Source organism: Streptomyces sp. NPDC003032 (assembly GCF_053591415.1).
Window position 1 is genome coordinate 39,315 of sequence record NZ_JBSFTT010000033.1, and the last position, 24,735, is coordinate 64,049.

The window sequence follows — 24,735 nt, forward strand, 5'->3', positions numbered from 1 at the left end:
AGAGGTATTGGGAATACCTGGAACAAGACAAGTGCTCAACTTTCCAGCGGGGTTGAACGGAGAGGTAGGTTCAGGGCATGACGAGCGACGCCAGCGACTCCAGCCACGACCGCACCGGCGAGTACCGGATCGAGCACGACTCCATGGGCGAGGTGCGGGTCCCCGCCGACGCCAAGTGGCGTGCCCAGACCCAGCGCGCGGTGGAGAACTTCCCCGTGTCCGGGCAGCGTCTGGAGCGCGCGCACATCGCCGCGCTCGCGCGGATCAAGGCGGCCGCCGCCAAGGTCAACGCGGGCCTCGGGGTGCTCGACAAGGACATCGCCGACGCCATCGCGGACGCGGCGGCCGAGGTCGCCGACGGGCGCTGGGACGCGCATTTCCCCGTCGACGTCTTCCAGACCGGCTCCGGCACGTCGTCGAACATGAACACCAACGAGGTGCTCGCCACGCTCGCGACGGAGCGGCTCGGTCGGGACGTACACCCCAATGACCACGTCAACGCCTCACAGTCCTCGAACGACGTCTTCCCGTCCTCGATCCACATCGCGGCCACCGGCGCCGTCACCGGCGATCTGATCCCGGCCCTCGAACACCTCGCCGCCGCCCTGGAGCGCAAGGCCGAGGAGTTCGCGGACGTCGTGAAGTCCGGGCGTACGCACCTCATGGACGCGACGCCCGTGACGCTGGGCCAGGAGTTCGGCGGGTACGCGGCGCAGGTGCGGTACGGCGTCGAGCGGCTCCGCGCCTCGCTCCCCCGCCTCGCCGAACTGCCGCTCGGCGGCACGGCCGTGGGCACCGGCATCAACACCCCGCCCGGCTTCTCCGCGGCCGTCATCGCCGAGGTCGCGCGGGCCACGGGCCTGCCGCTGACCGAGGCGCGCGACCACTTCGAGGCGCAGGGCGCGCGGGACGGCATCGTCGAGACCAGCGGGCAGCTGCGGACCATCGGCGTGGGCCTGACGAAGATCGCGAACGATCTGCGGTGGATGGCGTCGGGCCCGCGCACCGGCCTCGCCGAGATCAACCTGCCGGACCTCCAGCCCGGTTCGTCGATCATGCCGGGCAAGGTGAACCCGGTCATCCCGGAGGCCGCGCTGATGGTCGCCGCGCAGGTGACCGGCAACGACGCGACGGTCGCCGCGGCGGGCGCCGCCGGCAACTTCGAGCTGAACGTCATGCTCCCGGTGATCGCCAAGAACGTACTGGAGTCGATCCGGCTGCTCGCCAACGTATCGCGGCTGCTCGCCGACCGGACCGTCGACGGGATCACCGCCAACCGCGAACGGGCCCGGGAGTACGCCGAGTCGTCGCCGTCCGTCGTGACGCCGCTGAACAAGTACATCGGCTACGAGGAGGCGGCGAAGGTGGCGAAAAGGTCCCTGGCCGAGCGGAAGACGATCCGCGAGGTCGTCCTGGAGGCCGGCTACGTCGACCGGGGCGACCTCACCCTGGAGCAACTGGACGCCGCCCTGGACGTGTTGCGCATGACCCGTCCCTAGCGGACGGCCCCGCCCGGCACATGAGGGGCGTCTAATATCTGTCCATGACAGACCTCGACGGGAAGACGGCGGACGGTGCGGCGGCCCGGTGGGCCCCCGGTGACCACATCCTGTGGCGGTACCGGGAGAACGCCGGGGACCGCGTGCACATCTGCCGTCCCGTCACCGTCGTCCAGGACAGCGAGGAACTCCTCGCCGTGTGGATGGCGCCCGGCACCGAATGCGTCAAGCCGGTGCTGGCCGACGGCACTCCCCTGCACCACGAGCCGCTCGCCACCCGCTACACCAAGCCCCGCACGGTCCGCAGGGACCGCTGGTTCGGCACCGGCATCCTCAAACTGGCCCGGCCCGGCGATCCTTGGTCGGTCTGGCTCTTCTGGGAGCCGGGCTGGCAGTTCAAGAACTGGTACGTGAACCTGGAGGAACCCCGCACCCGTTGGGCGGGCGGCGTGGATTCCGAGGATCACTTTCTGGACATCTCCGTGCGCCCCGACGGCAGCTGGCAGTGGGAGGACGAGGACGAGTTCGCCGAGGCCCTGCGGGTAGGTCTGATGGACGCGGGAAAGGCAGCTGACGTACGTGCCGCGGGGCGGGACGCGCTTGACGCCATCGACGCCTGGGGAGCACCTTTTTCGGACGGCTGGGAGCGGTGGCGTCCCGATCCGTCCTGGGTCGTACCACCCCTTCCGGATGACTGGGACCGTACCCCCGCGCGTGTGTCCTCGTGAGACCCTTGATGCACCCCAGTGGTTCAAACGTAGGATCGTCCTCCGCAAGGGCGCGCGGCAGCAACTCCGTCGACCTGCGCGGTGTCTGACAGGAAGTCATCGAGGGGCGGCAAGAACGTGAGCGAGGACCGCAGGGGCCAGGCAGTGGCCTTCGACGCGATCGGGCACCACTGCGACGACGGCATGCCGGCCCTGGCCGAAAAGGACGTCCCGGCAGCCGAGTTCCGGCAGATCGACATCGCGGACCTGACGGCCGGGGGACCGGCCGGAATCGGCCGCTTCGACGGCATCGCCCGCTCCTCCGCCGTGCGGCCGGGAGGCCTGATGCAGCTGTCCATGGCCGAGGCCGGCCTGGACGGCGCGGTGATTCCGTTCCCGGGGCACACAATCCGGGTATCGGGTTACCTGCGGGACTCGTACGCCCCCGCGGGCAGCGGTATCTCCCCGAGCTCTCAGCTTCGTTCGAGCAGGGGAGGCCCCGGTCCCGAGCACCAGGTTTCTCTGCACTGCCGACGCGGCTGAGCGACGTGCAACGCTGGACGGCGCGCACGGCGCGCAGCCCCGGACGGACGGATTCGAATCGCGTGACGGAGCACCTCACCCCCCACGAGGGTCGCAAGGCACCAGCTGCCCGGCCGACCGCCCCCGCGGATCCCCGCGGGGCGCTGCTGCGTTCCCCCGAGACGCCACAGGGTGCGGACGACGCGCCCCAGGGAGCATCCGTGCCGCCGACCAGTGAGCATTCCCAGCCGTCCGCCGCCGAGCCCGACCCGGGCAGGCCGCGTCCGGCACCCGAGGTCGTACCGGCGCAGTCCGGACCGGTGGGCCCGCCGGACGGCGAGGAGCGGCGCACCGGCCGGCCGCGGCCCCCGGGCACCGGGCCCGTGGCGATGCGGCGCGACGGCGACCGGCTGCGCTTCGTGGGCGCCGCGACCCGGCGGATCGCGCGCGGCATCGACCTCGACGAGATCGTGATGGGCCTGTGCCGGGCCACGGTCCCGACGTTCTCCGACGCGATACTCGTCTATCTGCGCGACCCGCTGCCCGTCGGCGACGAGCGGCCGACCGGCCCGCTGGTGCTGCGCCTGCGCCGCACCGACCGGCTGCGCTCCATCGAGGAGGGCGCCGACGAGCCGGACACCGACGGCGGCACGCCGCCCCCGCTCCAGGTGGTGCAGCCCGACATCACCGATGTGATGGGGACCGCGGAGCTGTGCGAGGTGCGGCACGGCGGCGCGCTCGCCGAGGTCCTGCGCGGGGTGCGCCCGGTCTTCGCGGACTCGGCGGCGGCGCGGGCCGCGCTGCCCGAACTGCTCGGCGAGGGGCGGACCGTGCCGTCCGGGCAGCGGGCGATCCTCGCGCCGCTGCGGGGCCGCCGAAGGGTGATCGGCGCCGCCGTGTTCCTGCGCCGCTCGGACCGTGACGCGTTCGAGGCGGAGGATCTGCTGGTCGCCGCCCAGCTGGCCACGCACAGCGCGCTCGGCATCGACAAGGCCGTCCTGTACGGCCGCGAGGCGTACATCGCCGACGAGTTGCAGCGCACGATGCTGCCCGAGACGCTGCCGCGCCCGACCGGGGTGCGGCTCGCCTCCCGCTATCTGCCGGCCGCCGAGACGGCCCGGGTCGGCGGCGACTGGTACGACGCGATCCCGCTGCCGGGCAGCCGGGTCGCCCTGGTCGTGGGCGACGTGATGGGGCACTCCATGACGTCTGCGGCGATCATGGGCCAGCTGCGGACGACCGCGCAGACCCTCGCCGGGCTCGACCTGCCGCCCCAGGAGGTCCTGCACCACCTGGACGAGCAGGCGCAGCGGCTCGGCTCGGACCGCATGGCGACCTGCCTGTACGCGGTCTACGACCCGGTCTCGCACCGCATCACCATCGCCAACGCCGGGCACCCGCCGCCCGTGCTCCTGCACCTGGGCGGCCGCGCCGAGGTGCTGCGGGTGCCGCCGGGCGCCCCCATCGGCGTGGGCGGCGTCGACTTCGAGGCCGTGGAGCTGGACGCCCCGGCGGGCGCGACGCTGCTCCTGTACACGGACGGGCTCGTCGAGTCCCGGCTGCGCGACGTGTGGACCGGCATAGAGCAGCTGCGCGAACGTCTCGCGGCGACCGCCCAGTTGACCGGTCCCGACCATCCGCCGCCCCTGGAGGCGCTCTGCGACGAGGTGCTCGACATGCTCGGTCCGGGTGACCGGGACGACGACATCGCGCTGCTCGCCGCCCGCTTCGACGGCATCGCGCCGAGCGACGTCGCGTACTGGTTCCTGGAGCCGGAGAACGCGACGCCGTCCCGCGCCCGCCGCCTGGCCCGCAGCGCGCTGGTCCGCTGGGGCCTGGAGGACATGACCGACTCGGTGGAGCTCCTGGTCAGCGAGGTCGTGACGAACGCCGTGCGGTACGCGTCCCGGCCGATCACCCTGCGGCTGCTGCGCACCGACGTCCTGCGCTGCGAGGTCGGCGACGACGTCCCGCAGCTGCCCCGGCTGCGGCAGGCGCGCGCCACGGACGAGGGCGGCCGCGGTCTGTACCTGGTCAACAAGATGGCGCGGCGGTGGGGTGCCACGCGGCTGAGCACCGGCAAGGTGGTCTGGTTCGAACTGAACCGGAGCTGACGCCCGCCTCCCCGTACAGAGGAAGGCGCCCGGAACCTCGAAGGTTCCGGGCGCCTTTCCCGTACGCGCGAAGCGCTGTCAGTCCCTGCCGGACAAGCGGCCGTCGGGGTCCTCGGGGATCTCGATCGTGGACGACGGGTCCGGCTCGTCCGTCGGGGGCTTCATCGTCGGGCTGGTCGCCGGCGGCGTGGTCGGCGGCGCCGACGACGACGACGGCGGCTCCGAGGACGGGGTCGACGTCGGCGGCTTGGACGTGGGGTCCTTCTCCGGCTTCGTCGGCGTGCTCGACGGCTCCTTGGGGGCCTTCGGCGTCGGCTCCGGGGGCGGTGCCACGGCCGCGCCCATGTCCGTTTCGAGGTCGAAGGTGCTCGGCGAGCCCATCGCGTCGAAGGTGTACGCCGCCCAGATCTCGGCCGGGAAGCTGCCGCCGTCGACGCGTGGCAGGCCGCCCGCGCCCCTCATGGAGACCTGCTTGTTCTTCTCCGGGGTGTCCGGGGCGCCCTCGCCGAACAGGCCGACGGAGGTGACCAGCTTCGGCGTGTAGCCGGTGAACCAGGCCGACTTGTTGTCGTCGGAGGTACCGGTCTTGCCCGCCACGTCCTGCACCGGGCTGCGCACCGCGTGGCCCGTGCCGTCGTCGACCACGCCGGTCAGGACCGAGGTGATCGAGTCGGCGGTGCCGCGCTTGACGACCTGGTCGCCGATCGGGTCCGGCAGGTCGACCGTGCGGTCCTTGTGCTCGACGGAGCCGACCAGGGCCGGGGTGACCTTCTTGCCGTGGTTGTCGAGCGTGGCGTACACGCCCGCCATCTCCAGCGGGCTCGCGCCCATGGAGCCCAGGGTCTGGGCGGGCACGGCGGGCAGGCCCTTGACGTCCATGCCCAGCGCGCCGGCCGTCTCCATCACCTTGGGCATCCCGACGTCCACGCCCATCTGTGCGAAGACGGAGTTGATGGACTTGTTCATCGCCTTCTGGACAGTGACAGGGCCGTAACTCTTCTCGTCCTCGTTGGGTGGCGCGAAGCCGACCTCGCTGCCCCTGACCGGGCGCCTGCTGGTGCCGTCGTAGATGGTGCCCGCCGTGATCGGCTTGCCGTCCTGGGTCGTCGCGCCGTTCTCCAGGGCCGCCGCGAGGATCAGCGGCTTGAAGGTGGAGGCCGACTGGTAGTCGCGGCGGGTGGCGTTGTTCGTGTAGTGCTTCACATAGTCCTGGCCGCCGTACATGGCGAGGACCTTGCCGGTCTTCGGGTCGACGGACGCCGCGCCCGCCTGGACCCGGGCGTCCGCCTTGTTCTTCTTCCGGTCCAGCTTGTCGTTCAGCTTCTTGTCGACGGCCTTTTCGAGCTGCTTCTGCTTCTTGGGGTCGATGTTGAGCGTGATGGTGTAGCCACCGGCCCCGAACTCGGCCTCGCTGAGGCCGCTGTTGCGCAGCACCTCGCGCTTGGCCTCGTCCACGAGGTAGCCGATCTGGCCCTCACGGCCGGGCGGGGCCTTGGGGTCCATCGGCTTGGCGAACTTCATGCCGTCCCGCTTGGCGGAGTCCAGCCAGCCCTCCTCGACCATGTTGTCGAGTACGTAGTTCCAGCGCTGCTTGACGAGCTTCCTGCCGGTCGGCGTCGCGGCCTGCCAGTCGTACTGGCTCGGGGCCTGGAGGAGCGCGGCGAGGTAGGCGCCCTGCTCGACCTTCAGCTTCTTGGCGTCGACGCCGTAGTAGGCCTGGGCGGCGGCCTGGATGCCGTAGGCGTCGCGGCCGTAGTAGCTGGTGTTGATGTAGCCCGCGAGGATCTTGTCCTTGCCCATCTCGCGGTCCACCTTCAGCGAGATGACCAGTTCCTTCAGCTTGCGGCTGACGGTCTGTTCCTGGCTCAGGTAGTAGTTCTTGACGTACTGCTGGGTGATCGTGGAGCCACCCTGCTTGCCCTTGCCGGTCACCGTGTTGAGCACACCGCGGGCCGTGCCCTTGAAGTCGACGCCCTCGTCCTTGTAGAAGGACTTGTTCTCGGCGGCGACGAAGGTCTTCTGGACGTCCTCGGGAACCTTGTCCAGGTCGACGATCTCGCGGTTCACGTCGCCGGTCCGGGCGATGACCTCGCCGTTGCTGTACTTGTAGACGTTGCTCTGCATCTTCGCCGCGGCATTGCCCTCGGGTACGTCGACGACCATGTACAGGATCACGAAGCCGAGCATGCCGAGAAGGCAGAACCCGAAGAACGTCCCGAGGAGCTTCTTCCATGTGAAGAAGCGGCGTATGCCGGTGCGCTTGCCGCCGGACGGGCGCCCGCGCACTGCCCGGCGGGCACCGCGCTGCCGCGCTTGTCGTTCTTCGGCTCGGCCCATGACTGAGAGTGCTCCGCTTCGGTCTCGAACGATTCGTGCTTCTGGTCTTCAGGTCAGCTCATGAAGCTAACACCGCACCTGGGGACAAAGGTCATCCGATCCGGTCTTTTCCGGACGTGACAATGAGCACCTGCCCCTTAGGAACCGACGGTTTCACCGGGTGGAAGGTTGCCCTGTTCTCGAACTCATGAACCAACCATGGGCCGATCGCGACCCGTCCACGCAGCTCTGTACGGGGCGTATACACCCCACGTATACACACCGTGTAGAGTGCCGCACATGTCCATTGGCCACACCCTTCTGGGACTCCTGGAGTCGGGCCCCCGGCACGGCTACGACCTCAAGCGCGCCTTCGACGAGAAGTTCGGGCACGACAAGCCGCTGCACTACGGACAGGTCTACTCGACCATGTCCCGCCTGCTGAAGAACGGCCTCGTCGAGGTCGACGGCATCGAGGCGGGCGGCGGTCCCGAGCGCAAGCGGTACGCGATCACCGAGTCCGGCATCACGGATGTCCAGCGGTGGCTCGCCACCCCCGAGAAGCCGGAGCCCTACCTCCAGTCGACCCTCTACACCAAGGTCGTCCTCGCGCTCCTCACCGGCCGTGACGCCGCCGAACTCCTCGACGTCCAGCGCGCCGAGCACCTGCGCCTGATGCGCATCCTCACCGACCGCAAGCGCAAGGGCGACCTCGCCGACCAGCTCATCTGCGACCACGCGCTCTTCCACCTCGAAGCCGATCTGCGCTGGTTGGAACTGGCCGCCGCGCGCCTCGGCAAGCTCGCCCAGGAGGTGCGCTCCGCATGACCCCCGCAGGTTCCCTTCTCACGGCCCACGGACTGCGCAAGGCCTATGGCCCGACCACCGCGCTCGACGGCGCGGCGTTCTCCATCCACCCCGGCGAGGTCGTCGCCGTCATGGGCCCCTCGGGCTCCGGCAAGTCGACCCTGCTGCACTGCCTCGCCGGGATCGTCCGCCCGGACGAGGGCTCCATCACATACAACGGCCGTGAGCTGACCGGCATGCCGGACTCCGCGCTGAGCGCGCTGCGGCGGAGCGAGTTCGGCTTCGTCTTCCAGTTCGGGCAGCTCGTGCCGGAGCTGACCTGCGTCGAGAACGTCGCCCTGCCGCTGCGGCTGAACGGCGCGAGGCGCAAGGAGGCCGAGGCGACCGCCCGCACCTGGATGGAGCGCCTGGAGGTCGACGACGTCGCCGCCAAGCGGCCCGGCGAGGTCTCCGGCGGCCAGGGCCAGCGCGTCGCCGTCGCCCGCGCGCTCGCCACCGGCCCGCGCGTGGTCTTCGCCGACGAGCCGACCGGCGCCCTCGACTCGCTCAACGGCGAACGCGTGATGGAGCTGCTGACCGACGCCGCCCGCTCGACCAACGCGGCCGTCGTCCTGGTCACCCACGAGACGCGTGTCGCCGCCTACTCCGACCGCGAGATCGTCGTACGCGACGGCAGGTCGCGCGACATGGAGCGGGTCGTATGAGCCTCGACACCCGCGCCAGGGCCGCCGCGGAACCGGGTGCGCCCAGCGCCGGGCGCACCGGGCCCACGGGCGTGCGCGCCTGGGTCCGCGACCTCGGCATGGGCATACGCTTCGCCGTCGGCGGCGGCCGTGAGGGCTGGACCCGCACGCTCCTGACCGCCGTCGGCGTCGGGCTCGGGGTGGCGCTCCTGCTCGGGGCGGCGTCCGTGCCTGAGCTGACGCAGTCCCGCGACGACCGCTCGGCGGCCCGTACACCCTCCGGCCAGTTCTCGTCCGACGACATCAAGCCCTCCGACACGACGGTCCTCCAGGCCGAGGCCCCCACCGACTTCCGGGATTCGACGGTCGGCGGCCGCGTCGTGCGCGCCGAGGGCGAGCACCCGGTCCTGCCGCCCGGCCTGGACGCGCTGCCCGCGCCCGGCGAGATGGTCGCCTCGCCCGCCCTGCGCGAACTGCTCGACAGCTCCGGCGGCGCGCTCCTCAAAGAACGCTTCAGCGACTATCGCGTGACCGGCACCCTCGGCGACGCGGGCCTGGTGAGCCCCCAAGAGCTGTACTACTACGCCGGTTCCGACTCCCTCACCCTGGACAAGGGCGGCCAACGCGTCTCGGTATACGGCTTCCACCTGCCCGCGGAGCCACTGGACCCGCTTCTGCTCGTCCTCGTCATCATGATCTGCGTGGTCCTCCTGACCCCCGTGGTCATTTTCATCGGCACGGCGGTCCGCTTCGGCGGCGAGCGCCGTGACCGGCGCCTGGCCGCGCTGCGCCTGGTGGGCGCGGACGCACGGAGCGTACGGCGGATCGCGGCGGGCGAGGCCCTGTGTGGGGCGCTGCTCGGCCTGGCCCTGGGCTGCGGGTTCTTCCTCGCCCTGCGCCAACTGGCCGGCGTGGTCGATCTGTACCGGGTCAGCGCCTTCCCCTCCGACGTGGTGCCGCTGCCCGGCCTCGCCGCGCTGATCCTGGTGGCCGTTCCGGTCGCAGCCGTCGTGGTCACACTGATCTCGCTGCGCGCCGTCTCCATCGAGCCGCTCGGCGTCGTCCGCAGCGCGAAGCCCCGCAAGCGCCGGATGTGGTGGCGCGTCGTGATGCCGCTCCTCGGCATCGGGATCCTGCTGGCGGCGGGCCGCGTGGGTGGCGACATGGCCCCGCCGGTCGTCGCCATCTCCGCGGGGTCGACGCTCACCCTGGTGGGGCTCGCCACGCTGCTCCCCTGGCTCGTCGAAGCAGCCGTGGCCCGATTGCGCGGTGGCCCTGTTCCCTGGCAACTGGCGACCCGGCGGCTCCAGGTGAGCAGCGGCACGGCGGTCCGCGCGGTGAGCGGCATCACGGTCGCGGTGGCGGGCGCGGTCGCCCTTCAGATGCTGTTCGCCTCGATGCACGACGACTTCACGCGCGTCACGGGTGAGGACCCGGGCCGGGCCAAGCTGGTGGTCATGGCGGACGTCGGCGACGGTGCACTCGCCGAACGAATGATCGACAAGTTCCGCACCACCAAGGGCGTCAAGAACGTCATCGGCACCGTCTCCGCGTACGTCGTCAAGCCGGGCAAGCTGGAGAACGCCGACGACTTGCGGCCGACCACCGAGCTGACCGTCGGCAGCTGCGCGAACCTGCGCGAGCTGGCCCACATCGGCTCGTGCGAGGACGGTGACGCCTTCGTCGTACACACCGGCGACACCGAACTGAACAAGTGGGTCGACCAGGCGGCGCGCCCCGGCAAGCCGGTCGAGCTCAACGCCGCCAGCTGGGACGATCCCGACGAGAAGCACGTCCCGTGGACGCTGCCCGCCGACTCCCGCACGGTCGAAGCCCGGCCCGACCCGGGCGGCGACCTGCACCACGGCATCTACGCCACGCCCGGCGCCGTCGACATGGCCAAGCTGCGAGGTGCCTCGACGACGGCCATGACCCGGATCGACCCGGACGTGCCGGACGCCGAGGAATACGTCCGCAACACCGCGGCCCACATCGATCCGCTGCTTGACGTGATGACGCTGCGCGCGGTCGAGCGCGACAAGCAGTACGCCAGCATCCACACCGGTCTGCAGATCGGCGCGGTGGCGACGATGGCGCTGATCGCGGCGTCCATGCTGGTCTCCATGCTGGAGCAACTCCGTGAGCGCAGGAAGCTGTTGGCCGCGCTCACCGCTTTCGGCACCCACCGCGGCTCGATGGCGTGGTCGGTCCTGTGGCAGACGGCGATTCCGGTCGCGCTCGGACTCGGCCTCGCCGTCGTCGGCGGCCTCGGCCTGGGCGCCGTCATGGTCCGCATGATCGAGAAGCAGGTCACCGACTGGTGGGTCTTCCTGCCGCTGACAGGCGCGGGCGCCGCCCTGGTCGCACTCGTGACGCTGCTCAGCCTGCCGCCGCTGTGGCGGATGATGCGACCGGAGGGTCTGCGGACGGAGTAACTCCCGGGTGAGCGGTCGTCCGTTGCCGGTGCGGGGATCACACCACCCGCACCGGCAACGGCCGCACCGCCCCCCGCAAGGCCCGCGCCAACTCCTCGTACTCCGCCGCCCGCGCCGCACCCGTCCGCATCGCGAGGGCGATCCGCCGGGTCGGTGCCGGGTCCGCGAAGTACCCGGTGAGCAGCTGGTTGCTGCGGCTCGTCTCCACGCGCACGGCCGTGCGCGGCAGCAGCGTCACGCCGAGGCCGCCGGCGACCAGCTGGACGAGGGTGGAGAGCCCGGCCGCGGTCGTCGTCACCGGGGCGTCGGCGCGGCCCGCCTCGCGGCAGATGTCCAGGGCCTGGTCGCGCAGGCAGTGTCCCTCGTCGAGCAGCAGCAGGTTCAGCTCCTTGAGTGCCTCGCGCGGGATGCCCTCGCGGCCGCCGAGCCAGTGGTCCAGGGGCGTGACCAGCACGAAGTCCTCGTCGAAGAGGGGTAGTTCGGTCACGCCGGGCACCCCGAGCGGCACGGCGAGCAGCAGCAGGTCGAGCCGGCCCGCCGCGAGCCCCTCGAGCAGCGAGGAGGTCTGCTCCTCGTGCACCTGGAGGTCCAGGTCGGGGTACTTCTCGTGAACCAGCGTGATCACCGTCGGCAGCAGGTAGGGCGCCACGGTGGGGATGACGCCGAGCCGCAGCGCCCCGGTGAACGGCGCCTTGACGGCGTCCGCCTCCTCCAGGAGCGCCTCGACCTCACCGAGGACCGCCCGGACCCGCCCGGCGAGGCGCTCGCCGGCCGGGGAGAGCAGGACCTTGCGCGTGGTCCGCTCCAGGAGCTGGACACCCAGCGCCTCCTCCAGGGCCGCGACGGCGCCGGACAGGGCGGGCTGGCTCATCCCGATCGCGGCGGCGGCATCCCTGAAGTGCAGATGCTCGGCCACCGCGGCGAAGGCGCGCAGCTGCGCCAGGCTGGGCTGCTTCACGCCGTTCTGCTTGCCGCCCATCTGTTTGCCCCTATATATGGCTCGCACTGATAACCACCTCCGATCAACATGACCCACTCTAGCTATTTCCCTAATCAATGCGCCCTGTGCCACCATCGACATCTGTCCAACCCCCCAGGAAGCTCCCCAAAAGGGATTTTCTCTGTCGCAAGGAGTACGTGTGCTCACTGTCGGTGACAAGTTCCCCGAGTTCGACCTGACTGCCTGTGTCTCCCTGGAGCAGGGCAAGGAGTTCGAGCAGATCAACCACAAGACCTACGAGGGCAAGTGGAAGATCGTCTTTGCGTGGCCCAAGGACTTCACCTTCGTGTGCCCGACCGAGATCGCGGCGTTCGGCAAGCTGAACGACGAGTTCGCCGACCGTGACGCCCAGATCCTCGGCTTCTCCGGTGACTCCGAGTTCGTGCACCACGCCTGGCGCAAGGACCACCCGGACCTGACCGACCTGCCCTTCCCGATGCTGGCCGACTCGAAGCACGAGCTCATGCGTGACCTCGGCATCGAGGGCGAGGACGGCTTCGCGCAGCGCGCCGTCTTCATCGTCGACCAGAACAACGAGATCCAGTTCACGATGGTGACCGCCGGTTCCGTGGGCCGTAACCCCAAGGAGGTCCTGCGGGTCCTCGACGCCCTGCAGACCGACGAGCTCTGCCCGTGCAACTGGACCAAGGGCGAGAACACCCTCGACCCGGTCGCGCTGCTCTCGGGCGAGTGAACGGAGCCTACTGACATGGCACTCGACGAACTGAAGTCCGCCGTACCGGACTACGCCAAGGACCTGAAGCTGAACCTCGGCTCGGTCATCGGCAACAGCGATCTTCCGCAGCAGCAGCTGTGGGGCACCGTGCTCGCCTGCGCGATCGCGTCCCGCTCCCCGAAGGTCCTGCGCGAGCTGGAGCCCGAGGCGAAGGCGAACCTCTCCCCCGAGGCGTACACGGCCGCCAAGTCGGCCGCCGCCATCATGGCGATGAACAACGTCTTCTACCGCACGCGTCACCTGCTCTCCGACCCGGAGTACGGGACGATGCGCGCCGGTCTGCGGATGAACGTCATCGGCAACCCGGGCGTGGAGAAGGTCGACTTCGAGCTGTGGTCCCTCGCGGTCTCCGCGATCAACGGCTGCGGCCAGTGCCTGGACTCGCACGAGCAGGTCCTGCGCAAGGCCGGTGTCGACCGCGAGATCGTCCAGGAAGCGGTCAAGATCGCCGCGGTCATCCAGGCGGTCGGCGTCACGCTCGATTCCGAGGCTCACTTGGCGGAGTAGGTCTCCGCACCGTCGATCACCGGCTTCGCCGGGTTCGTCCTCAGACGCCGGACGGGCTGAATCCCTTCAGCCCGTCCGGCGTTCGGCGTATCCGAAGACCTACTGGGGCGGGTCCGTCGCGGACACGTCCGTCGCCGTGGGCCCCTGCGGCCCCGGCGTCTGCTTGAGCGCCGCTTCTCGCGAGTACGCCCGGAGATAGCCGACCACCGTGTTCGTCACGGCGACCAGCGGCACCGCCACCACCGCCCCGCCGATCCCGGCGACCATGCCGCCCGCGGCGACCGACAGGATCACCGCCAGCGGATGCACCCGCACCGCGCGGCCGAGGATGAACGGCTGCAGGATGTGCCCCTCGATCTGCTGCACGGCGAGGACCACCGCCAGCGCCATCACGGCCGTGAACACGCCCTGGGTGACCAGCGCGACGACCACCGCGAGGGCGCCGGAGACCACCGCGCCGACCAGCGGCACGAACGAGGCCAGGAAGATGATGACGGCCAGCGGCACCGCCATCGGCACGCCGAGGAAGTAGATGCCGAGGCCGATGAAGATGGCGTCGATCATGGCCACTATCACCGTGCCGCGCACATACGCGGTGAGCGTGCGCCAGGCCCGCGGCCCCGCGCCCGCGATGCCGGGCCGGGCCTGGGCGGGCACCAGCTTCAGGAACCACTGCCAGATGCGCTTGCCGTCGTACAGCAGGAAGAGCGTCGAGAACATCGCGAGCAGGATGCCGGTCAGCGCCTCGACGATGACCGTGACGCCTTCGAGGCCCGCGGAGGTCAGCTCCTCGGTGTTGGCGCCGACCGCGTCGCGCAGGCTCTTGGCGATGTCGTTGATCTGGTCCTCGGTCACATGGAAGGGGCTGTTCAGCAGCCACTTCCGCAGATCCTCGATGCCGTCCTGGACCTGCCCGGAGAGCTCGTTGGCGTTCTCCATGACCTGCCAGACCACGAACCAGCCGACCAGACCCATGATGACGAAGCCGAGGATCGCGGTGACCGCGGTCGCGAGGCCGCGCGGCAGGCCGAGCCTTCTGAGCCGGGCCACCGTGGGCTGGAGCAGCGCGGTGATCAGCAGCGCGGCCACGAAGGCGAGTACGACCAGCTGCACCGCGCTGATGACCTTCATCAGGACCCAGAGCGTGCCCGCGAGGACGAGCAGCCGCCAGCCGGCCTCGGCCGCGACCCGCATCCCCCACGGCACGGCCGCCACGGGGTCGGGCCTGGCCGCCACGGCCGGTGCGTACGCGGGCGGCGGCGGCACGTGCTCCTGCTCGCCGTCGCCGAGGTCACTCGGCTCGTCGGTGTCCGAGTCGGCGTCCTCGTCACGGCGCTGCTCGTTCAACCGCTCGCCCATCCCGCTCAGTCCGGCGCCGAGCCGACCGAGCCACCCTGGCACTCGCGACATGATCCGTCCTCTACCCCCGTCTTTCCCCACCACTCACCCCTGGAGCTTTCCGCACCGACCGTACACGCCGTACACAGGACAGACCCCTCACCGAAGGACGATGAGGGGTCTGGCGAGGTTGAGCGCGGTACGGCCCGGGTGCGGCCTAGTACCAGTTGTTCGACTGCCAGAAGCTCCATGCTCCGCACGGGCTTCCGTAACGCTCGTTCATGTAGTTCAGGCCCCACTTGATCTGCGTGGCCGGGTTGGTCTGCCAGTCCGAGCCCGCCGAGGACATCTTGGAAGCGGGCAGCGCCTGGACGAGGCCGTACGCGCCCGAAGAGGCGTTGGTGGCCTTGTAGTTCCACGTGGACTCGTGGTTCACGATGTTGCTGAAGCACTGGAACTGGTCCCCGGGGACCATCTGCCGTGCCATCGCCTGGACCTGGGCGACCGTGTAGGAGCTCTGGGGAGTGAAGCTGGCGGCGTCGCGGCTGGAGGAGCGGCTGGCCTTGGTCTCGGTCTTCTCCTCGCGCTCCTTCTTCGCGGCGGCCTTCTTCGCGGCCTTCTCGGCCGCCTCCGCCTTCTCCGCGGCCTTCTGCTTCTCGATCGCCGAGGCGGCGGCCTGCTTGCGGGCCTCCTCCGCCGCGGTCTTCTTCGCCGCGGTGTCGGCGGCCATGGCCTGCGCGTCGGCCTGCTGCGTCAGGGAAGCGGTCTGGACCTGGGCCTGCTGGCCCGAGGGGATCTCCGCGAGGAGGGTGGCGTCGCTCGCCGCTGCCTCGAAGTCGTTCGAGTTCGCGGGCTGGGTGTTGCCCGAGGCGACACCCACGACAGCTCCGACGGTGGTGACCGCGGTGGCGGACGCCACGGCGAATCCCCGGACCGAAATCCGGCTCACACGGTTTCCTTCCAGCATCGCCCGCATAGGTGACCTCGCGGACGCAATCGTGCCCCTGGCGCTGGCCTCCGCTTGCGATCGGTCACGGGAGGCACGGGCCCGGTGGACAACTCCCGTGACGGGAGCGCCGCGTGGTGCTTCGGGCGGCATGCGACGGCCACTATGAAGTTCTGGGTTTCAGTACCGCTGGGGGTACAGGTGTGTCGCATGCGGGGCCTGACAGGACCCAGACTCTGCCCCAGCTCGACACCGCAAGGCAATTCTCCGTTGCGTGTTAAAGCTCACACTCCGTTTGCCCCAGGAGTTTTACGGAAAGCGGGGCGCGCGACGGCACCGCCCGGCTAGGCTCCTTCGCTTCGCCGGGCGGCGCCAACTACCGTGCATTCAACGCGAACTTACTCAGATGTGGCCTTCCTCCAGCATTTCGGTCACCAGGGCCGCGATCTGCGAACGCTCGGACCGCGTGAGCGTGACGTGCGCGAAGAGCGGATGGCCCTTCAGCTTCTCGACGACGGCAACTACCCCGTCGTACCGCCCCACTCGGAGGTTGTCGCGCTGGGCGACGTCATGGGTGAGGACGACGCGGGAGTTCGCCCCGATCCTGGACAGAACGGTCAGCAGGACGTTCCGCTCCAGGGATTGGGCCTCGTCCACGATCACGAACGCGTCGTGCAGCGAGCGCCCGCGGATGTGGGTGAGCGGCAGGACCTCCAGCATGCCGCGCGCGGTGATCTCCTCGATGACCGCCTTGCCGGCCACCGAACCGAGCGTGTCGAAGACCGCCTGTGCCCACGGGCCCATCTTCTCGGCCTCGGTGCCGGGCAGATAGCCGAGCTCCTGCCCGCCCACCGCGTACAGCGGCCGGAAGACCATCACCTTCTGGTGCTGCCTGCGCTCCAGGACGGCCTCCAGGCCCGCGCAGAGCGCGAGCGCCGACTTGCCTGTGCCCGCCCGCCCGCCCATCGAGACGATCCCGATGTCCGGGTCGAGGAGCAGATCGAGCGCGATCCGCTGTTCGGCACTCCTCCCCTTGATGCCGAAGGCCTCGCGGTCGCCGCGTACGAGACGGATGTTGCCGTCGGGCGTGACGCGGCCCAGCGCCTTGCCCTTCTCGGACTGGATGGTCAGGCCCGTGTGGACGGGCAGGTCGGCCGCCTCGGGGACGTACAGCTGGTCCTCCTCGAAGAGGAGGTCGACCTGCTCGCCCGAGAGGGTCAGCTCGGACATGCCGGTCCAGCCGGAGTCCGTGATGGCCAGCTCCGCGCGGTACTCCTCGGCGAGCAGCCCGACGGACGACGCCTTGATCCTGAGCGGCAGGTCCTTGGAGACGACCGTGACGTCGTACCCCTCCGCCTGGAGATTGCGCGCTACGGCGAGAATCCTGGAGTCGTTGTCCCCCAACCGGTAGCCGGCCGGGAGCACGCCGGGATCGGAGTGGTTGAGCTCGACGCGCAGCGAGCCGCCCAGGTCCCCGATCGGGATCGGGGCGTCCAGGCGGCCGTGCCGGATGCGGAAGTCGTCCAGCAGGCGCAGCGCCTGCCGGGCGAAGTAGCCGAGTTCCGGATGGTGCCGCTTGGCCTCCAGCTCCGTCACCACGACGACGGGCAGCACGACTTCGTGCTCGTCGAAGCGGGTCAGGGCGTTCGGGTCGGCCAGCAGGACGCTGGTGTCGAGAACATAGGTGCGCCTGTCGGGCATGCGGCGCTTTGTGCTGGTCACCACGGAAGGACGTACCCCCTCGGATGAGGTCGGGGAGCGACGGGAGGGATTCCGGGCGGGCTGGCGGGTGTGATCCAGGCCGGACGCGGCCGCGCTGCGCGGGCCGGGCGCCGGCCCTCCACGTCGCCCGTGCTGTTCACACGGTCGTCCTGGTGCAAAGGGCCTCCCGGGCGGACGGCGTCATACCGTCCGCTCAGATACGACATCCGTGAATCGGACGTCGACCTGGAAGGCTTATTCCCTCGAACAAGCGCAGCCATGCCAGGGCATATGACGACGCGTTGGTTAACTCCGGGTTGCCCCGACCTCAGGGGCACATGCGGATCAGCCGCCGTAGCGGCGGTGGCGGGCCGCGTAATCACGCAGCGCGCGCAGGAAGTCGACCTTGCGGAAGGCCGGCCAGAAGACTTCGCAGAAGTAGTACTCGGAGTGGGCGGACTGCCAGAGCATGAAGCCCGACAGGCGCTGCTCCCCACTGGTGCGGATCACCAGGTCGGGGTCGGGCTGGCCGCTGGTGTAGAGGTGCTTGGAGATGAGGTCGATGTCGACGCTCTCCGCGACGTCCTCCAGGCTCGTGCCCTTGTCCGCGTGCTCAAGGAGCAGTGAGCGCACCGCGTCGGCGATCTCCTGGCGGCCGCCGTAGCCGACGGCCACGTTGACCAGTATCCCGGTGTTGTCGTGGGTGGCCTGCTCGGCTTCCTTCATGACGGCCTGGGTGCGGGCGGGCAGCAGGTCGAGGGCGCCGACGTGGTGCACGCGCCAGCGGCCGTCCGCGACGAGTGAGCGGACGGTGGCCTCGATGATGCCGAGGAGCGGGGTCAGCTCCTCCTCGGGCCGGTCGAAGTTGTCCGTGGAGAGCATCCACAGCGTGACGACCTCGACGTCGGTCTCGGCGCACCAGCCGAGGAACTCCTCGATCTTGTACGCGCCCGCCTGGTGGCCCTGTGCGGTGGTCCCGCCGGACGCCTTCGCCCAGCGGCGGTTGCCGTCGAGGATGACCCCGATGTGCTTGGGCACCTGGTCGTGGTCGAGGCGGCCTTCCACCCGGCGTGCGTAAAGTCCGTACACCAGGTCGCGCAGGTTCACGTGTGTCAGCCCCTCCAGCAGATGGCGGTCCCAAGGGGTGTGCGTAGGGCAGTCCCCGAGGGCGACACCCTACCGCTGCACGGGCCGCCCACCGAAGTCGGGTCCTCGCCGCTGAAGTAGCTTCATACCCATGAACGACACCTCTCTGTACCGCGCGGCCCACGGCCGTTACGACTCGATGGAGTACCGGCGCACGGGCCGCAGCGGCCTGAAGCTCCCCGCGGTCTCCCTCGGCCTGTGGCACAACTTCGGTGACGACAAGGCCCTGGACACGCAGCGCGCGATCCTGCGCCGCGCCTTCGACCTGGGCGTCACGCACTTCGACCTGGCGAACAACTACGGGCCGCCGCCCGGCTCGGCGGAGCTGAACTTCGGCAAGATCTTCGCGCAGGACTTCGCGTCGTACCGCGACGAACTGATCATCTCCACCAAGGCCGGATACCTCATGCATCCTGGCCCGTACGGCGAGTGGGGCAGCCGCAAGTACCTGCTGTCGTCGCTGGACGCGTCCCTGGAGCGGATGGGCCTGGACTACGTCGACATCTTCTACTCGCACCGCTTCGACCCGGACACCCCGCTGGAGGAGACGATGGGCGCGCTGGCGTCCGCGGTCCAGCAGGGCAAGGCGCTCTACGCCGGTGTCTCCTCGTACAACAGCGAGCAGACCGCCGAAGCGGCGCGGCTGCTGCGGGAGATGGGTGTCCCGGCGCTCATCCACCAGCCGTCGTACTCGATGATCAACCGCTGGACGGAGGAGGACGGCCTCCTCGACACGCTGGAGCGGGCCGGGATGGGCTGCATCTCGTTCGTGCCGCTCGCGCAGGGGCTGCTCACGAACAAGTACCTGAAGGGCATCCCGGAGGGTTCGCGCGCCACGCAGGGCAAGTCGCTGGACCCGACCCTGCTGAGCGACGAGGTCGTGCGCCGACTGAACGGCCTGAACGACATCGCGGCGTCCCGCGGCCAGTCGCTCGCCCAGCTCGCCCTCAACTGGGTGCTGCGCGACGAGCGGATGACGTCGGCACTGATCGGCGCCTCCAGCGTCAAGCAGCTGGAGGAGAACGTGGCGGCGCTCACGGGCCCGAAACTGACGGACGCGGAGCTGTCGGCCATCGATACGTTCGCGGTGTCGACGCCCGGCACGAACATCTGGGCCGGACGGGGCTGAGAGCGGCCGGTCGGCGCCTGAGGCGTGGGCAGAAAAAAACGGGCCGGTCCGTGGGGGGGAGACGGACCGGCCCGAGGGGGGGTTTCCACCATAACCCTTTGTAAGTGATGCTGCGTGCATTGGCGTGCCACAACTACTCTCCGAAACCGCGCGACGACTGCGAGACCCCGTTCTTCCTGCGGAATCCGGGGTTCGAGGACGGATTTCGGCCGAGCGCGGCGGTACCCCCCAAGAGGGACCCCGGCCGGCTTCGCGCGCTTGACGCCGGGGCCGCGGGGTCGGCGCGGGCCTGCGGAGGGTCCGGCACATGATCGTTACGGTACCGGGGCACCGACGGGGTCGGGGGCGTACGCGGGGCGCACGGATCGGCATACCTCTGTACGGGGTGACGGCTCGCGGTGCCGTGCGGCCCCCTCCACCGCGCGGCACCGCACGCGTCGCTTTGCTCACGCGAATTAGCCTTGGTCTGAACTTACGTGATGCCGAGGGGCAGATCGAGCCAGTATTGGTAACGATGCGGAATCAAGGCTTCGATTTTGCCGGGAACGCCCCACGGGGCGCCTTTTCAGGCGGCGTTGGCGGACTTGCCGTGTTTGCTCGCCTTACTCGCCTTACTCGCCTTACTGTCGGTGATCTCCCGCATGTGCTGGTCGCCCCACAACCCCAAGGGAAGCAGGGCCGCGTTGAGGGACTGGCCGAGGTCGGTCAGGGAGTACTCCACCTTCGGCGGCACCTCGCGGTAGACCTCGCGGTGCACGATGCCGTCCGACTCCAGCTCCCTCAGCTGCTGGATCAGCATCTTCTCGCTGACCCCGGGGATATGCCGCTTGAGCTCGCCGAAGCGCAGCGTCCTGCCCGCGTACAGGGCCCACAGGATCATGGGCTTCCACTTGCCGCCGACGACGTCCACCGCGGCGTCGAGCCCACAGGCGTACGGCTCTTGTTCCTTGGGCACGGCCAACTCCTCCGCTCGTACGGTCGCTTACTGATCCGACAGTACCGACCGGGACGGCTATTCCGGCTTGCGGAGGTCGAAGAGGTGGCGGGTGCTGTGGGCGACGAAGGGCCCCTCGGTCTCGATCCGGTCATGCAATTCACGCAGGCGCGGCCGGTACTTCTCCACGCTGAAACCGGGGACCATCCACACCACCTTGCGCAGGAAGTGGACGACGGCCCCGATGTCGAAGAACTCCATCCGCAGCCGCTCGGACCGCAGGTCCACGACCTCCAGGCCGGCCGCCTCGGCCTCGGTGCGCTCCTGGTCGGGGTGGCGGGCGTTCCTGACCTCGGGCGGCTGCGGACCCAGGAAGTACTCGACGACCTCGAAGACGCTGGAGGGCCCTACGTGCTGCGCGAAGTACGTGCCGCCGGGGCGCAGCACGCGCGCGATCTCCTCGAAGCGGGCCCGCACCGGGTGGCGGCTGGTGACCAGGTCGAAGGCGCCGTCCGCGAACGGCAGCGGCGCGTCCTCCGGCGACGCGACGACCACCACGCCCCGCGGACGCAGGAGCGCGGTGGCCTTGGCGACGTTCGCGGGCCAGCCCTCCGTGGCGACGGCGAGCGGCGGCAGGGTGGCGGCGGAGGCCAGCACCTCGCCGCCGCCGGTCTGGATGTCGAGCGAGGCCTCCGCCCGCGCGAGGCGTCGCGCCATCGACTCGGCGTACCGCCACGAGGGCCGTGCCTCGGTGGCCCGGCCCTCGAACCAGGAGAAGTCCCAGCCTTCGGTGGGCGCGGCCTCGGCTTCGGCGACGAGGTCTTCGAAGGAGCGCCGCTGATGGGGGGCGGGGGTGGGGCCGTTGGGGTTGCTGGAGCTGTTGTTCATGGGAGAAGCCTGGCATCGCGGCCGCTTCCATGGAGCCGCCGACCGGCGGACCGGCGGACCGGCGTCTCGCCTCAGCCGGTGCCGGCCGCTCCGCGGGGGAAGGAGACCTCGACTCGGCGGTTCTTCTTGCGGCCCTCCTCCGAGCCGTTGTCCGCGATCGGGTAGTCCTCGCTGTAGCCGCGTACTGAGAACGTGACCTCGGGGCCGAGGTGGCCCGCCAGTTCGTCGTGCACGGCTTCGGCGCGCTGCCGGGAGAGTTTCTTGCCGTGGCCGTAGGAGCCGAGGTTGTCCGTGAAGCCGAACACTCTGACATCCGTGGCCTTCTGCGCCTCGGCCTCGTCGGCGATCGCCTTGATACGGGCGTTCGCCTCCGGGTTCAGCTTCGCGCTGTCCTTGGGGAAGAGGACCTCCGCCTGGAGCGCGAACTTCACGTCCGTGTTGGTGTCCTCGCGGCGCTCCTCGCCGCCGAGGTCCTCGACGACGGACTTGATGTCCAGCACCTTCGCGGGCGCGAGCGTGGCACCGTCGGCGAGCTTCAGCCCCGGGCTGTTGGAGTCGACGTCGGGGGGCGGGGAGGTGGTGGTGCTGCCGGGCGGCGCGCTGGGGTCACCCTCATCGGCCCAGGCGGCGGGCGCGGGGCCGAGGAGCAGGGCGAGGGCGGTGAGGGTGACGGCGCCCGCGGTGCGGAGGTGGGGGGTCATGGGGTTACTCGCCCTCGGAGATGTCTATGGGGGCGGGGGGCATGGCGCCGACTTGGAAATCGACCTTGGTCGTGCCTTCCGGCGGTGCGGGGAATTGCGCGTACCAGTCGGTGGTCTGGCTCGGCTTGACGCCACCCGTGAACTTGGTGCACAGGCACCGCCCCTCGGTGTCCCGGAGGACGAGGTACTTCTTCTTGCCCTCATTGTCGATCAGGTTGGCGCCGGCCACGGAGGAGCCATTCTTGTTCAGCTCACGTTCTTCTCCGCGCCAGTTGGCCGCGGCCCAGAACCTGCCGCCATTGTTGGTCACCTTTCCCGAGACGGTCACAAAGCCGCCTTCGTCACGCACGGCCGAGGTGACCGTCAGGGTGATGTTCTCTTCACCCTTTACTTCAGCCAACACCTTGTCGCTGGGAGCTTGATCGGCCTCGTCCTTTTCGGCATCGTCTCCGCCCTGCTTGGCGGTCGACGTGGGTGATGACTTCTCGTCGGGCGTGTCACCACCTCCGTCTCCGCCGCCGCAACCGACGACCGTGAAGACCAGCCCGGTCGTGATCGCCACAGCGGTCATTGCCCTGCGGGCCATCATGGTGCGCCGAATGCTCATCGCTACCGCTTCCTTCTTTCGTCGATCGCCGCTCAGTCGGCCAGGTGGACAGAGAAGAGGACGGATGCGTCAGGAAGGTCATCCAGGTCGAAGTCGTCCGGATCGATCTCGAAGGAGTCGCCGCCGTCACACTCGAATTCCACGGCCTTCTCCGGGTCCGTCGATGGATCGACGTGACAGCGCGGCTTGATGACGGCGGTGGCATCGGCCTTGGCATGCTGGGACTCCGTGCCAGGGATGACTGAGTCGCCCACTGTGTAGTTGGTCTCTACCAATGCGCGGAACCCTGGGTATCCGTTGGCTACGATCACATCAAACTCTCTGACCTCGGAGTCGTTCTCCGCCGCGAGTGCGTCCGCCGCCTCCTGGGCCGTACCCGTGCCGGTGAACGCGTCACCGGCCAGCCAGTCCAGCCAGTCGCCGCCCTCACCGATGGCCAGGCCGAGCCCCTCGACCAGTTCGTCCCTGGACTCCTGCGCTGCGGCCAGAGCGGCCGCGTCGGCGGCGGACTGGGCGCCATTGCGCGCAGAGGCCGCTTGAGCGAAAGCGAAGAAGGCCAACGCAACGAAGAGCAGAATCCCCGTCATCCAGATGTAGATGGGGAGAGTCTGCCCTCGGTCACTTCTGAGAAAGGCCCGCCTCAGCCGCCGATCACATCTGATACGGCGTCCTGAATCGCTCCGGAGATCTGTCCGTCGAGTCCCAAGCCGTCGATCAAGACGAAGATCCCCGCAATAAGAATCATGAGCCCCGCATACTCCACAAACCCCGCCCCCGCATCCCGATCCCTCCCCCGGATCCGGGATGCCACGGTCACCGTCCAGTCGACCCAGACTTCGAGCACGCGTTCCTTCAGCACGACGGCCCCTTCTCTCCCACCAGATACCGCGCCCTTTGTGGTCAGAGGCAACGTACGCCACAAGGCGTGCGTCGGCAGCAACTCTGCGCGACCGGTGCCCTGACAGGCCTACTCGGCCCGCAAGTTGGCGGATTCCCTTCCCTCTCGGTGAGATCACCATGCACGAAGTCCCCTCCCGCGAACCGTGAACTCAGACCCGACTGTCCCACATCGCATTGCACCCGCGAAGGGGTTTCGCACAGTTGATGAACGTCGCATCCTCAGCGCCCCAGAATCGAACCGAAGTCCGAGCCGGAGCCGAGGAACATGCCCGCCGCGATAAGGATCATCGTGGCCGGGAGCATGAAGACCAGCGTCACCATCGTCGCCTTGGGGATGGTTTTCGCCGCCCGGCGGCGGGAGTTCTGGGCGTCCGTGCGGCGCATGTCCGTGGCGAGCTGGATCAGCGTGTCCGCGATCGGGGAGCCCAGTTCCTCTCCCTGCTGCAGGGCCGAGACGAACTGGGCGACCTGCTCGGACGCGTTGCGGCGGCGCAGTTCGTCGAAGGCCTGGCGGCGGCTGACGCCCATGTCCATCTGGCGCAGCGTGATGCGCAGTTCGTCCGCCCACGGACCCTCGTACCGCTCCGCGACCCGGTCCAGCGCCTGGCGGAAGCCGAGGCCCGCCGAGACCACCACCGCCAGGACGTCCAGGAAGTCCGGGAGCGTGCGGTCGATGACCTCGCGGCGTTCGCGGACGGCCTGCCAGATCAGGGCGTCCGCCGCCGTCGCCCCGAAGGCGAAGGTCAGCAGGCCGAAGAGCGGGGAGCCGTTCGTGAAGAAGATCAGGCCCAGGATGACGCCGAAGGCGCCGTAGACCGCGCGGCGCGCTCCGTAGCGGTCGATCGTGAGGCCCCCGGGGTTGCCCGCCATGTCGATCCTGCGGCGCTTGGCGTCGACCCGTCTCGGTCCCATGAGGCGCAGGACGAGGGGGGCGAAGCGCATGCCCAGGCGGTCCACCGCCGAGCCCGCCGCCGAGACGCGGGTCGCGCCGACCTCCAGGGCGACGGCCAGGTCGGAGGGGAGCTTCGCGTCCGCGCGGTACATGCGGACGCCCTGGCAGGCACCGGCCACGGCGAGGCCCATCGCGACCGCCAGCAGCAAGCCGAGCAATGTGACTCC

Annotated in this window: 23 protein-coding genes; 10 read left to right on the forward strand and 13 right to left on the reverse strand. The window is 69.7% G+C overall.

The genetic code is table 11. From position 1 onward, the window contains the following. The first annotated feature begins 77 nt into the window (after positions 1 to 77). From ACWDZ7_RS33975 to ACWDZ7_RS33990, 4 genes are all read left to right on the forward strand, one after another. Entirely contained in the window at positions 78 to 1,499 is a 1,422-nt protein-coding gene (locus ACWDZ7_RS33975) for a class II fumarate hydratase (protein ID WP_451802364.1), read from the forward strand. A 44-nt stretch (positions 1,500 to 1,543) separates the two neighbouring features. Beyond that, on the forward strand, positions 1,544 to 2,227 hold the full coding sequence (gene fomD / locus ACWDZ7_RS33980; RefSeq protein WP_451802366.1) for a cytidylyl-2-hydroxypropylphosphonate hydrolase: 684 nt from the start codon (positions 1,544 to 1,546) through the stop codon (positions 2,225 to 2,227). A 117-nt stretch (positions 2,228 to 2,344) separates the two neighbouring features. Beyond that, the gene (locus ACWDZ7_RS33985) at positions 2,345 to 2,749 is read left to right on the forward strand and encodes a hypothetical protein (RefSeq protein WP_451802368.1); all 405 of its coding nucleotides are present in this window, start codon (positions 2,345 to 2,347) and stop codon (positions 2,747 to 2,749) included. A gap of 62 nt (positions 2,750 to 2,811) precedes the next feature. Next, entirely contained in the window at positions 2,812 to 4,842 is a 2,031-nt protein-coding gene (locus ACWDZ7_RS33990) for a SpoIIE family protein phosphatase (protein WP_451802369.1), read from the forward strand. A 78-nt stretch (positions 4,843 to 4,920) separates the two neighbouring features. Here ACWDZ7_RS33990 and ACWDZ7_RS33995 read toward each other — a convergent pair whose 3' ends face one another. Beyond that, positions 4,921 to 7,179 carry a transglycosylase domain-containing protein gene (locus ACWDZ7_RS33995; protein WP_451802370.1) on the reverse strand — a complete coding sequence of 753 codons (2,259 nt, stop codon included), beginning with the start codon at positions 7,177 to 7,179 and terminating at the stop codon, positions 4,921 to 4,923. Between the two features lie 279 nt (positions 7,180 to 7,458). Here ACWDZ7_RS33995 and ACWDZ7_RS34000 point away from each other — a divergent pair, with 279 nt between their 5' ends. Genes ACWDZ7_RS34000 through ACWDZ7_RS34010 form a run of 3 tightly spaced genes read left to right on the forward strand, consistent with a single transcriptional unit; the run spans position 7,459 to position 11,083 of the window. Then, on the forward strand, positions 7,459 to 7,986 hold the full coding sequence (locus ACWDZ7_RS34000) for a PadR family transcriptional regulator (protein ID WP_451519708.1): 528 nt from the start codon (positions 7,459 to 7,461) through the stop codon (positions 7,984 to 7,986). Further along, entirely contained in the window at positions 7,983 to 8,669 is a 687-nt protein-coding gene (locus ACWDZ7_RS34005) for an ABC transporter ATP-binding protein (RefSeq protein WP_451802372.1), read from the forward strand. Before ACWDZ7_RS34000 ends, ACWDZ7_RS34005 begins: the two co-directional genes overlap by 4 nt. Next, positions 8,666 to 11,083, forward strand: a complete 2,418-nt coding sequence (locus ACWDZ7_RS34010; protein WP_451802373.1) for an ABC transporter permease — start codon at positions 8,666 to 8,668, stop codon at positions 11,081 to 11,083. Before ACWDZ7_RS34005 ends, ACWDZ7_RS34010 begins: the two co-directional genes overlap by 4 nt. Before the next feature lie 37 nt (positions 11,084 to 11,120). Here ACWDZ7_RS34010 and ACWDZ7_RS34015 read toward each other — a convergent pair whose 3' ends face one another. Continuing rightward, a complete protein-coding gene (locus tag ACWDZ7_RS34015) occupies positions 11,121 to 12,062 on the reverse strand; it encodes a LysR substrate-binding domain-containing protein (RefSeq protein ID WP_451519705.1) in 942 nt (313 codons plus the stop codon). Between the two features lie 160 nt (positions 12,063 to 12,222). Between ACWDZ7_RS34015 and ACWDZ7_RS34020 the strand changes: the two genes are divergently transcribed. Both ACWDZ7_RS34020 and ACWDZ7_RS34025 read left to right on the forward strand, forming a co-directional pair. After that, a complete protein-coding gene (locus tag ACWDZ7_RS34020; RefSeq protein ID WP_451519704.1) occupies positions 12,223 to 12,777 on the forward strand; it encodes a peroxiredoxin in 555 nt (184 codons plus the stop codon). A 15-nt stretch (positions 12,778 to 12,792) separates the two neighbouring features. Next, positions 12,793 to 13,326 (forward strand): alkyl hydroperoxide reductase, encoded by a 534-nt coding sequence (locus ACWDZ7_RS34025; protein ID WP_451802375.1) that lies wholly within the window; start codon positions 12,793 to 12,795, stop codon positions 13,324 to 13,326. A 99-nt stretch (positions 13,327 to 13,425) separates the two neighbouring features. Here ACWDZ7_RS34025 and ACWDZ7_RS34030 read toward each other — a convergent pair whose 3' ends face one another. The 4 genes from ACWDZ7_RS34030 to ACWDZ7_RS34045 all read right to left on the reverse strand — a co-directional run bounded on the left by ACWDZ7_RS34030 (position 13,426) and on the right by ACWDZ7_RS34045 (position 18,418). Further along, entirely contained in the window at positions 13,426 to 14,736 is a 1,311-nt protein-coding gene (locus tag ACWDZ7_RS34030; RefSeq protein WP_451802377.1) for an AI-2E family transporter, read from the reverse strand. A gap of 145 nt (positions 14,737 to 14,881) precedes the next feature. Further along, positions 14,882 to 15,613, reverse strand: coding sequence for an aggregation-promoting factor C-terminal-like domain-containing protein (locus ACWDZ7_RS34035; RefSeq protein ID WP_451519124.1), 732 nt, complete (start codon positions 15,611 to 15,613; stop codon positions 14,882 to 14,884). Between the two features lie 399 nt (positions 15,614 to 16,012). Further along, positions 16,013 to 17,335: a PhoH family protein gene (locus tag ACWDZ7_RS34040; protein WP_451802379.1), complete on the reverse strand. Its 1,323-nt coding sequence runs from the start codon at positions 17,333 to 17,335 to the stop codon at positions 16,013 to 16,015. Positions 17,336 to 17,656: 321 nt separating this feature from the next. Then, positions 17,657 to 18,418: an isoprenyl transferase gene (locus tag ACWDZ7_RS34045; protein WP_451519122.1), complete on the reverse strand. Its 762-nt coding sequence runs from the start codon at positions 18,416 to 18,418 to the stop codon at positions 17,657 to 17,659. A gap of 130 nt (positions 18,419 to 18,548) precedes the next feature. On the opposite strand from ACWDZ7_RS34045, the gene mgrA reads away from it, so the two are divergent. Next, positions 18,549 to 19,586, forward strand: a complete 1,038-nt coding sequence (gene mgrA, locus ACWDZ7_RS34050) for an L-glyceraldehyde 3-phosphate reductase (protein WP_451802381.1) — start codon at positions 18,549 to 18,551, stop codon at positions 19,584 to 19,586. A gap of 565 nt (positions 19,587 to 20,151) precedes the next feature. Here mgrA and ACWDZ7_RS34055 read toward each other — a convergent pair. The 7 genes from ACWDZ7_RS34055 to ACWDZ7_RS34085 all read right to left on the reverse strand — a co-directional run bounded on the left by ACWDZ7_RS34055 (position 20,152) and on the right by ACWDZ7_RS34085 (position 24,726). Further along, positions 20,152 to 20,541 (reverse strand): winged helix-turn-helix transcriptional regulator, encoded by a 390-nt coding sequence (locus tag ACWDZ7_RS34055; RefSeq protein WP_451802383.1) that lies wholly within the window; start codon positions 20,539 to 20,541, stop codon positions 20,152 to 20,154. Between the two features lie 57 nt (positions 20,542 to 20,598). Further along, positions 20,599 to 21,408, reverse strand: coding sequence for a methyltransferase domain-containing protein (locus ACWDZ7_RS34060; RefSeq protein WP_451802385.1), 810 nt, complete (start codon positions 21,406 to 21,408; stop codon positions 20,599 to 20,601). Positions 21,409 to 21,479: 71 nt separating this feature from the next. Further along, positions 21,480 to 22,109, reverse strand: coding sequence for an OmpA family protein (locus tag ACWDZ7_RS34065; RefSeq protein ID WP_451802387.1), 630 nt, complete (start codon positions 22,107 to 22,109; stop codon positions 21,480 to 21,482). Between the two features lie 4 nt (positions 22,110 to 22,113). After that, complete coding sequence (locus ACWDZ7_RS34070; RefSeq protein ID WP_451802389.1) at positions 22,114 to 22,716, reverse strand: hypothetical protein; 603 nt, start codon at positions 22,714 to 22,716, stop codon at positions 22,114 to 22,116. A gap of 32 nt (positions 22,717 to 22,748) precedes the next feature. Next, entirely contained in the window at positions 22,749 to 23,378 is a 630-nt protein-coding gene (locus ACWDZ7_RS34075) for a pilus assembly protein TadG-related protein (RefSeq protein WP_451802430.1), read from the reverse strand. Further along, a complete protein-coding gene (locus ACWDZ7_RS34080) occupies positions 23,357 to 23,575 on the reverse strand; it encodes a hypothetical protein (RefSeq protein WP_451802433.1) in 219 nt (72 codons plus the stop codon). The genes ACWDZ7_RS34075 and ACWDZ7_RS34080 overlap by 22 nt, the downstream gene beginning before the upstream one ends. A 260-nt stretch (positions 23,576 to 23,835) precedes the next feature. Next, the gene (locus ACWDZ7_RS34085; RefSeq protein WP_451802391.1) at positions 23,836 to 24,726 is read right to left on the reverse strand and encodes a DUF5936 domain-containing protein; all 891 of its coding nucleotides are present in this window, start codon (positions 24,724 to 24,726) and stop codon (positions 23,836 to 23,838) included. Positions 24,727 to 24,735 lie beyond the last annotated feature (9 nt).

Excerpts from the sequence above, each read along its gene's own strand:
- ACWDZ7_RS33975 (WP_451802364.1), top strand. The coding sequence starts at position 78 with ATGACGAGCGACGCCAGCGACTCCAGCCACGACCGCACCGGCGAGTAC.
- fomD (WP_451802366.1), top strand. The coding sequence starts at position 1,544 with ATGACAGACCTCGACGGGAAGACGGCGGACGGTGCGGCGGCCCGGTGG.
- ACWDZ7_RS33995 (WP_451802370.1), bottom strand. The coding sequence starts at position 7,179 with ATGGGCCGAGCCGAAGAACGACAAGCGCGGCAGCGCGGTGCCCGCCGG.
- ACWDZ7_RS34000 (WP_451519708.1), top strand. The coding sequence starts at position 7,459 with ATGTCCATTGGCCACACCCTTCTGGGACTCCTGGAGTCGGGCCCCCGG.
- ACWDZ7_RS34005 (WP_451802372.1), top strand. The coding sequence starts at position 7,983 with ATGACCCCCGCAGGTTCCCTTCTCACGGCCCACGGACTGCGCAAGGCC.
- ACWDZ7_RS34010 (WP_451802373.1), top strand. The coding sequence starts at position 8,666 with ATGAGCCTCGACACCCGCGCCAGGGCCGCCGCGGAACCGGGTGCGCCC.
- ACWDZ7_RS34015 (WP_451519705.1), bottom strand. The coding sequence starts at position 12,062 with ATGGGCGGCAAGCAGAACGGCGTGAAGCAGCCCAGCCTGGCGCAGCTG.
- ACWDZ7_RS34025 (WP_451802375.1), top strand. The coding sequence starts at position 12,793 with ATGGCACTCGACGAACTGAAGTCCGCCGTACCGGACTACGCCAAGGAC.
- ACWDZ7_RS34030 (WP_451802377.1), bottom strand. The coding sequence starts at position 14,736 with ATGTCGCGAGTGCCAGGGTGGCTCGGTCGGCTCGGCGCCGGACTGAGC.
- mgrA (WP_451802381.1), top strand. The coding sequence starts at position 18,549 with ATGAACGACACCTCTCTGTACCGCGCGGCCCACGGCCGTTACGACTCG.
- ACWDZ7_RS34060 (WP_451802385.1), bottom strand. The coding sequence starts at position 21,408 with ATGAACAACAGCTCCAGCAACCCCAACGGCCCCACCCCCGCCCCCCAT.
- ACWDZ7_RS34065 (WP_451802387.1), bottom strand. The coding sequence starts at position 22,109 with ATGACCCCCCACCTCCGCACCGCGGGCGCCGTCACCCTCACCGCCCTC.
- ACWDZ7_RS34070 (WP_451802389.1), bottom strand. The coding sequence starts at position 22,716 with ATGAGCATTCGGCGCACCATGATGGCCCGCAGGGCAATGACCGCTGTG.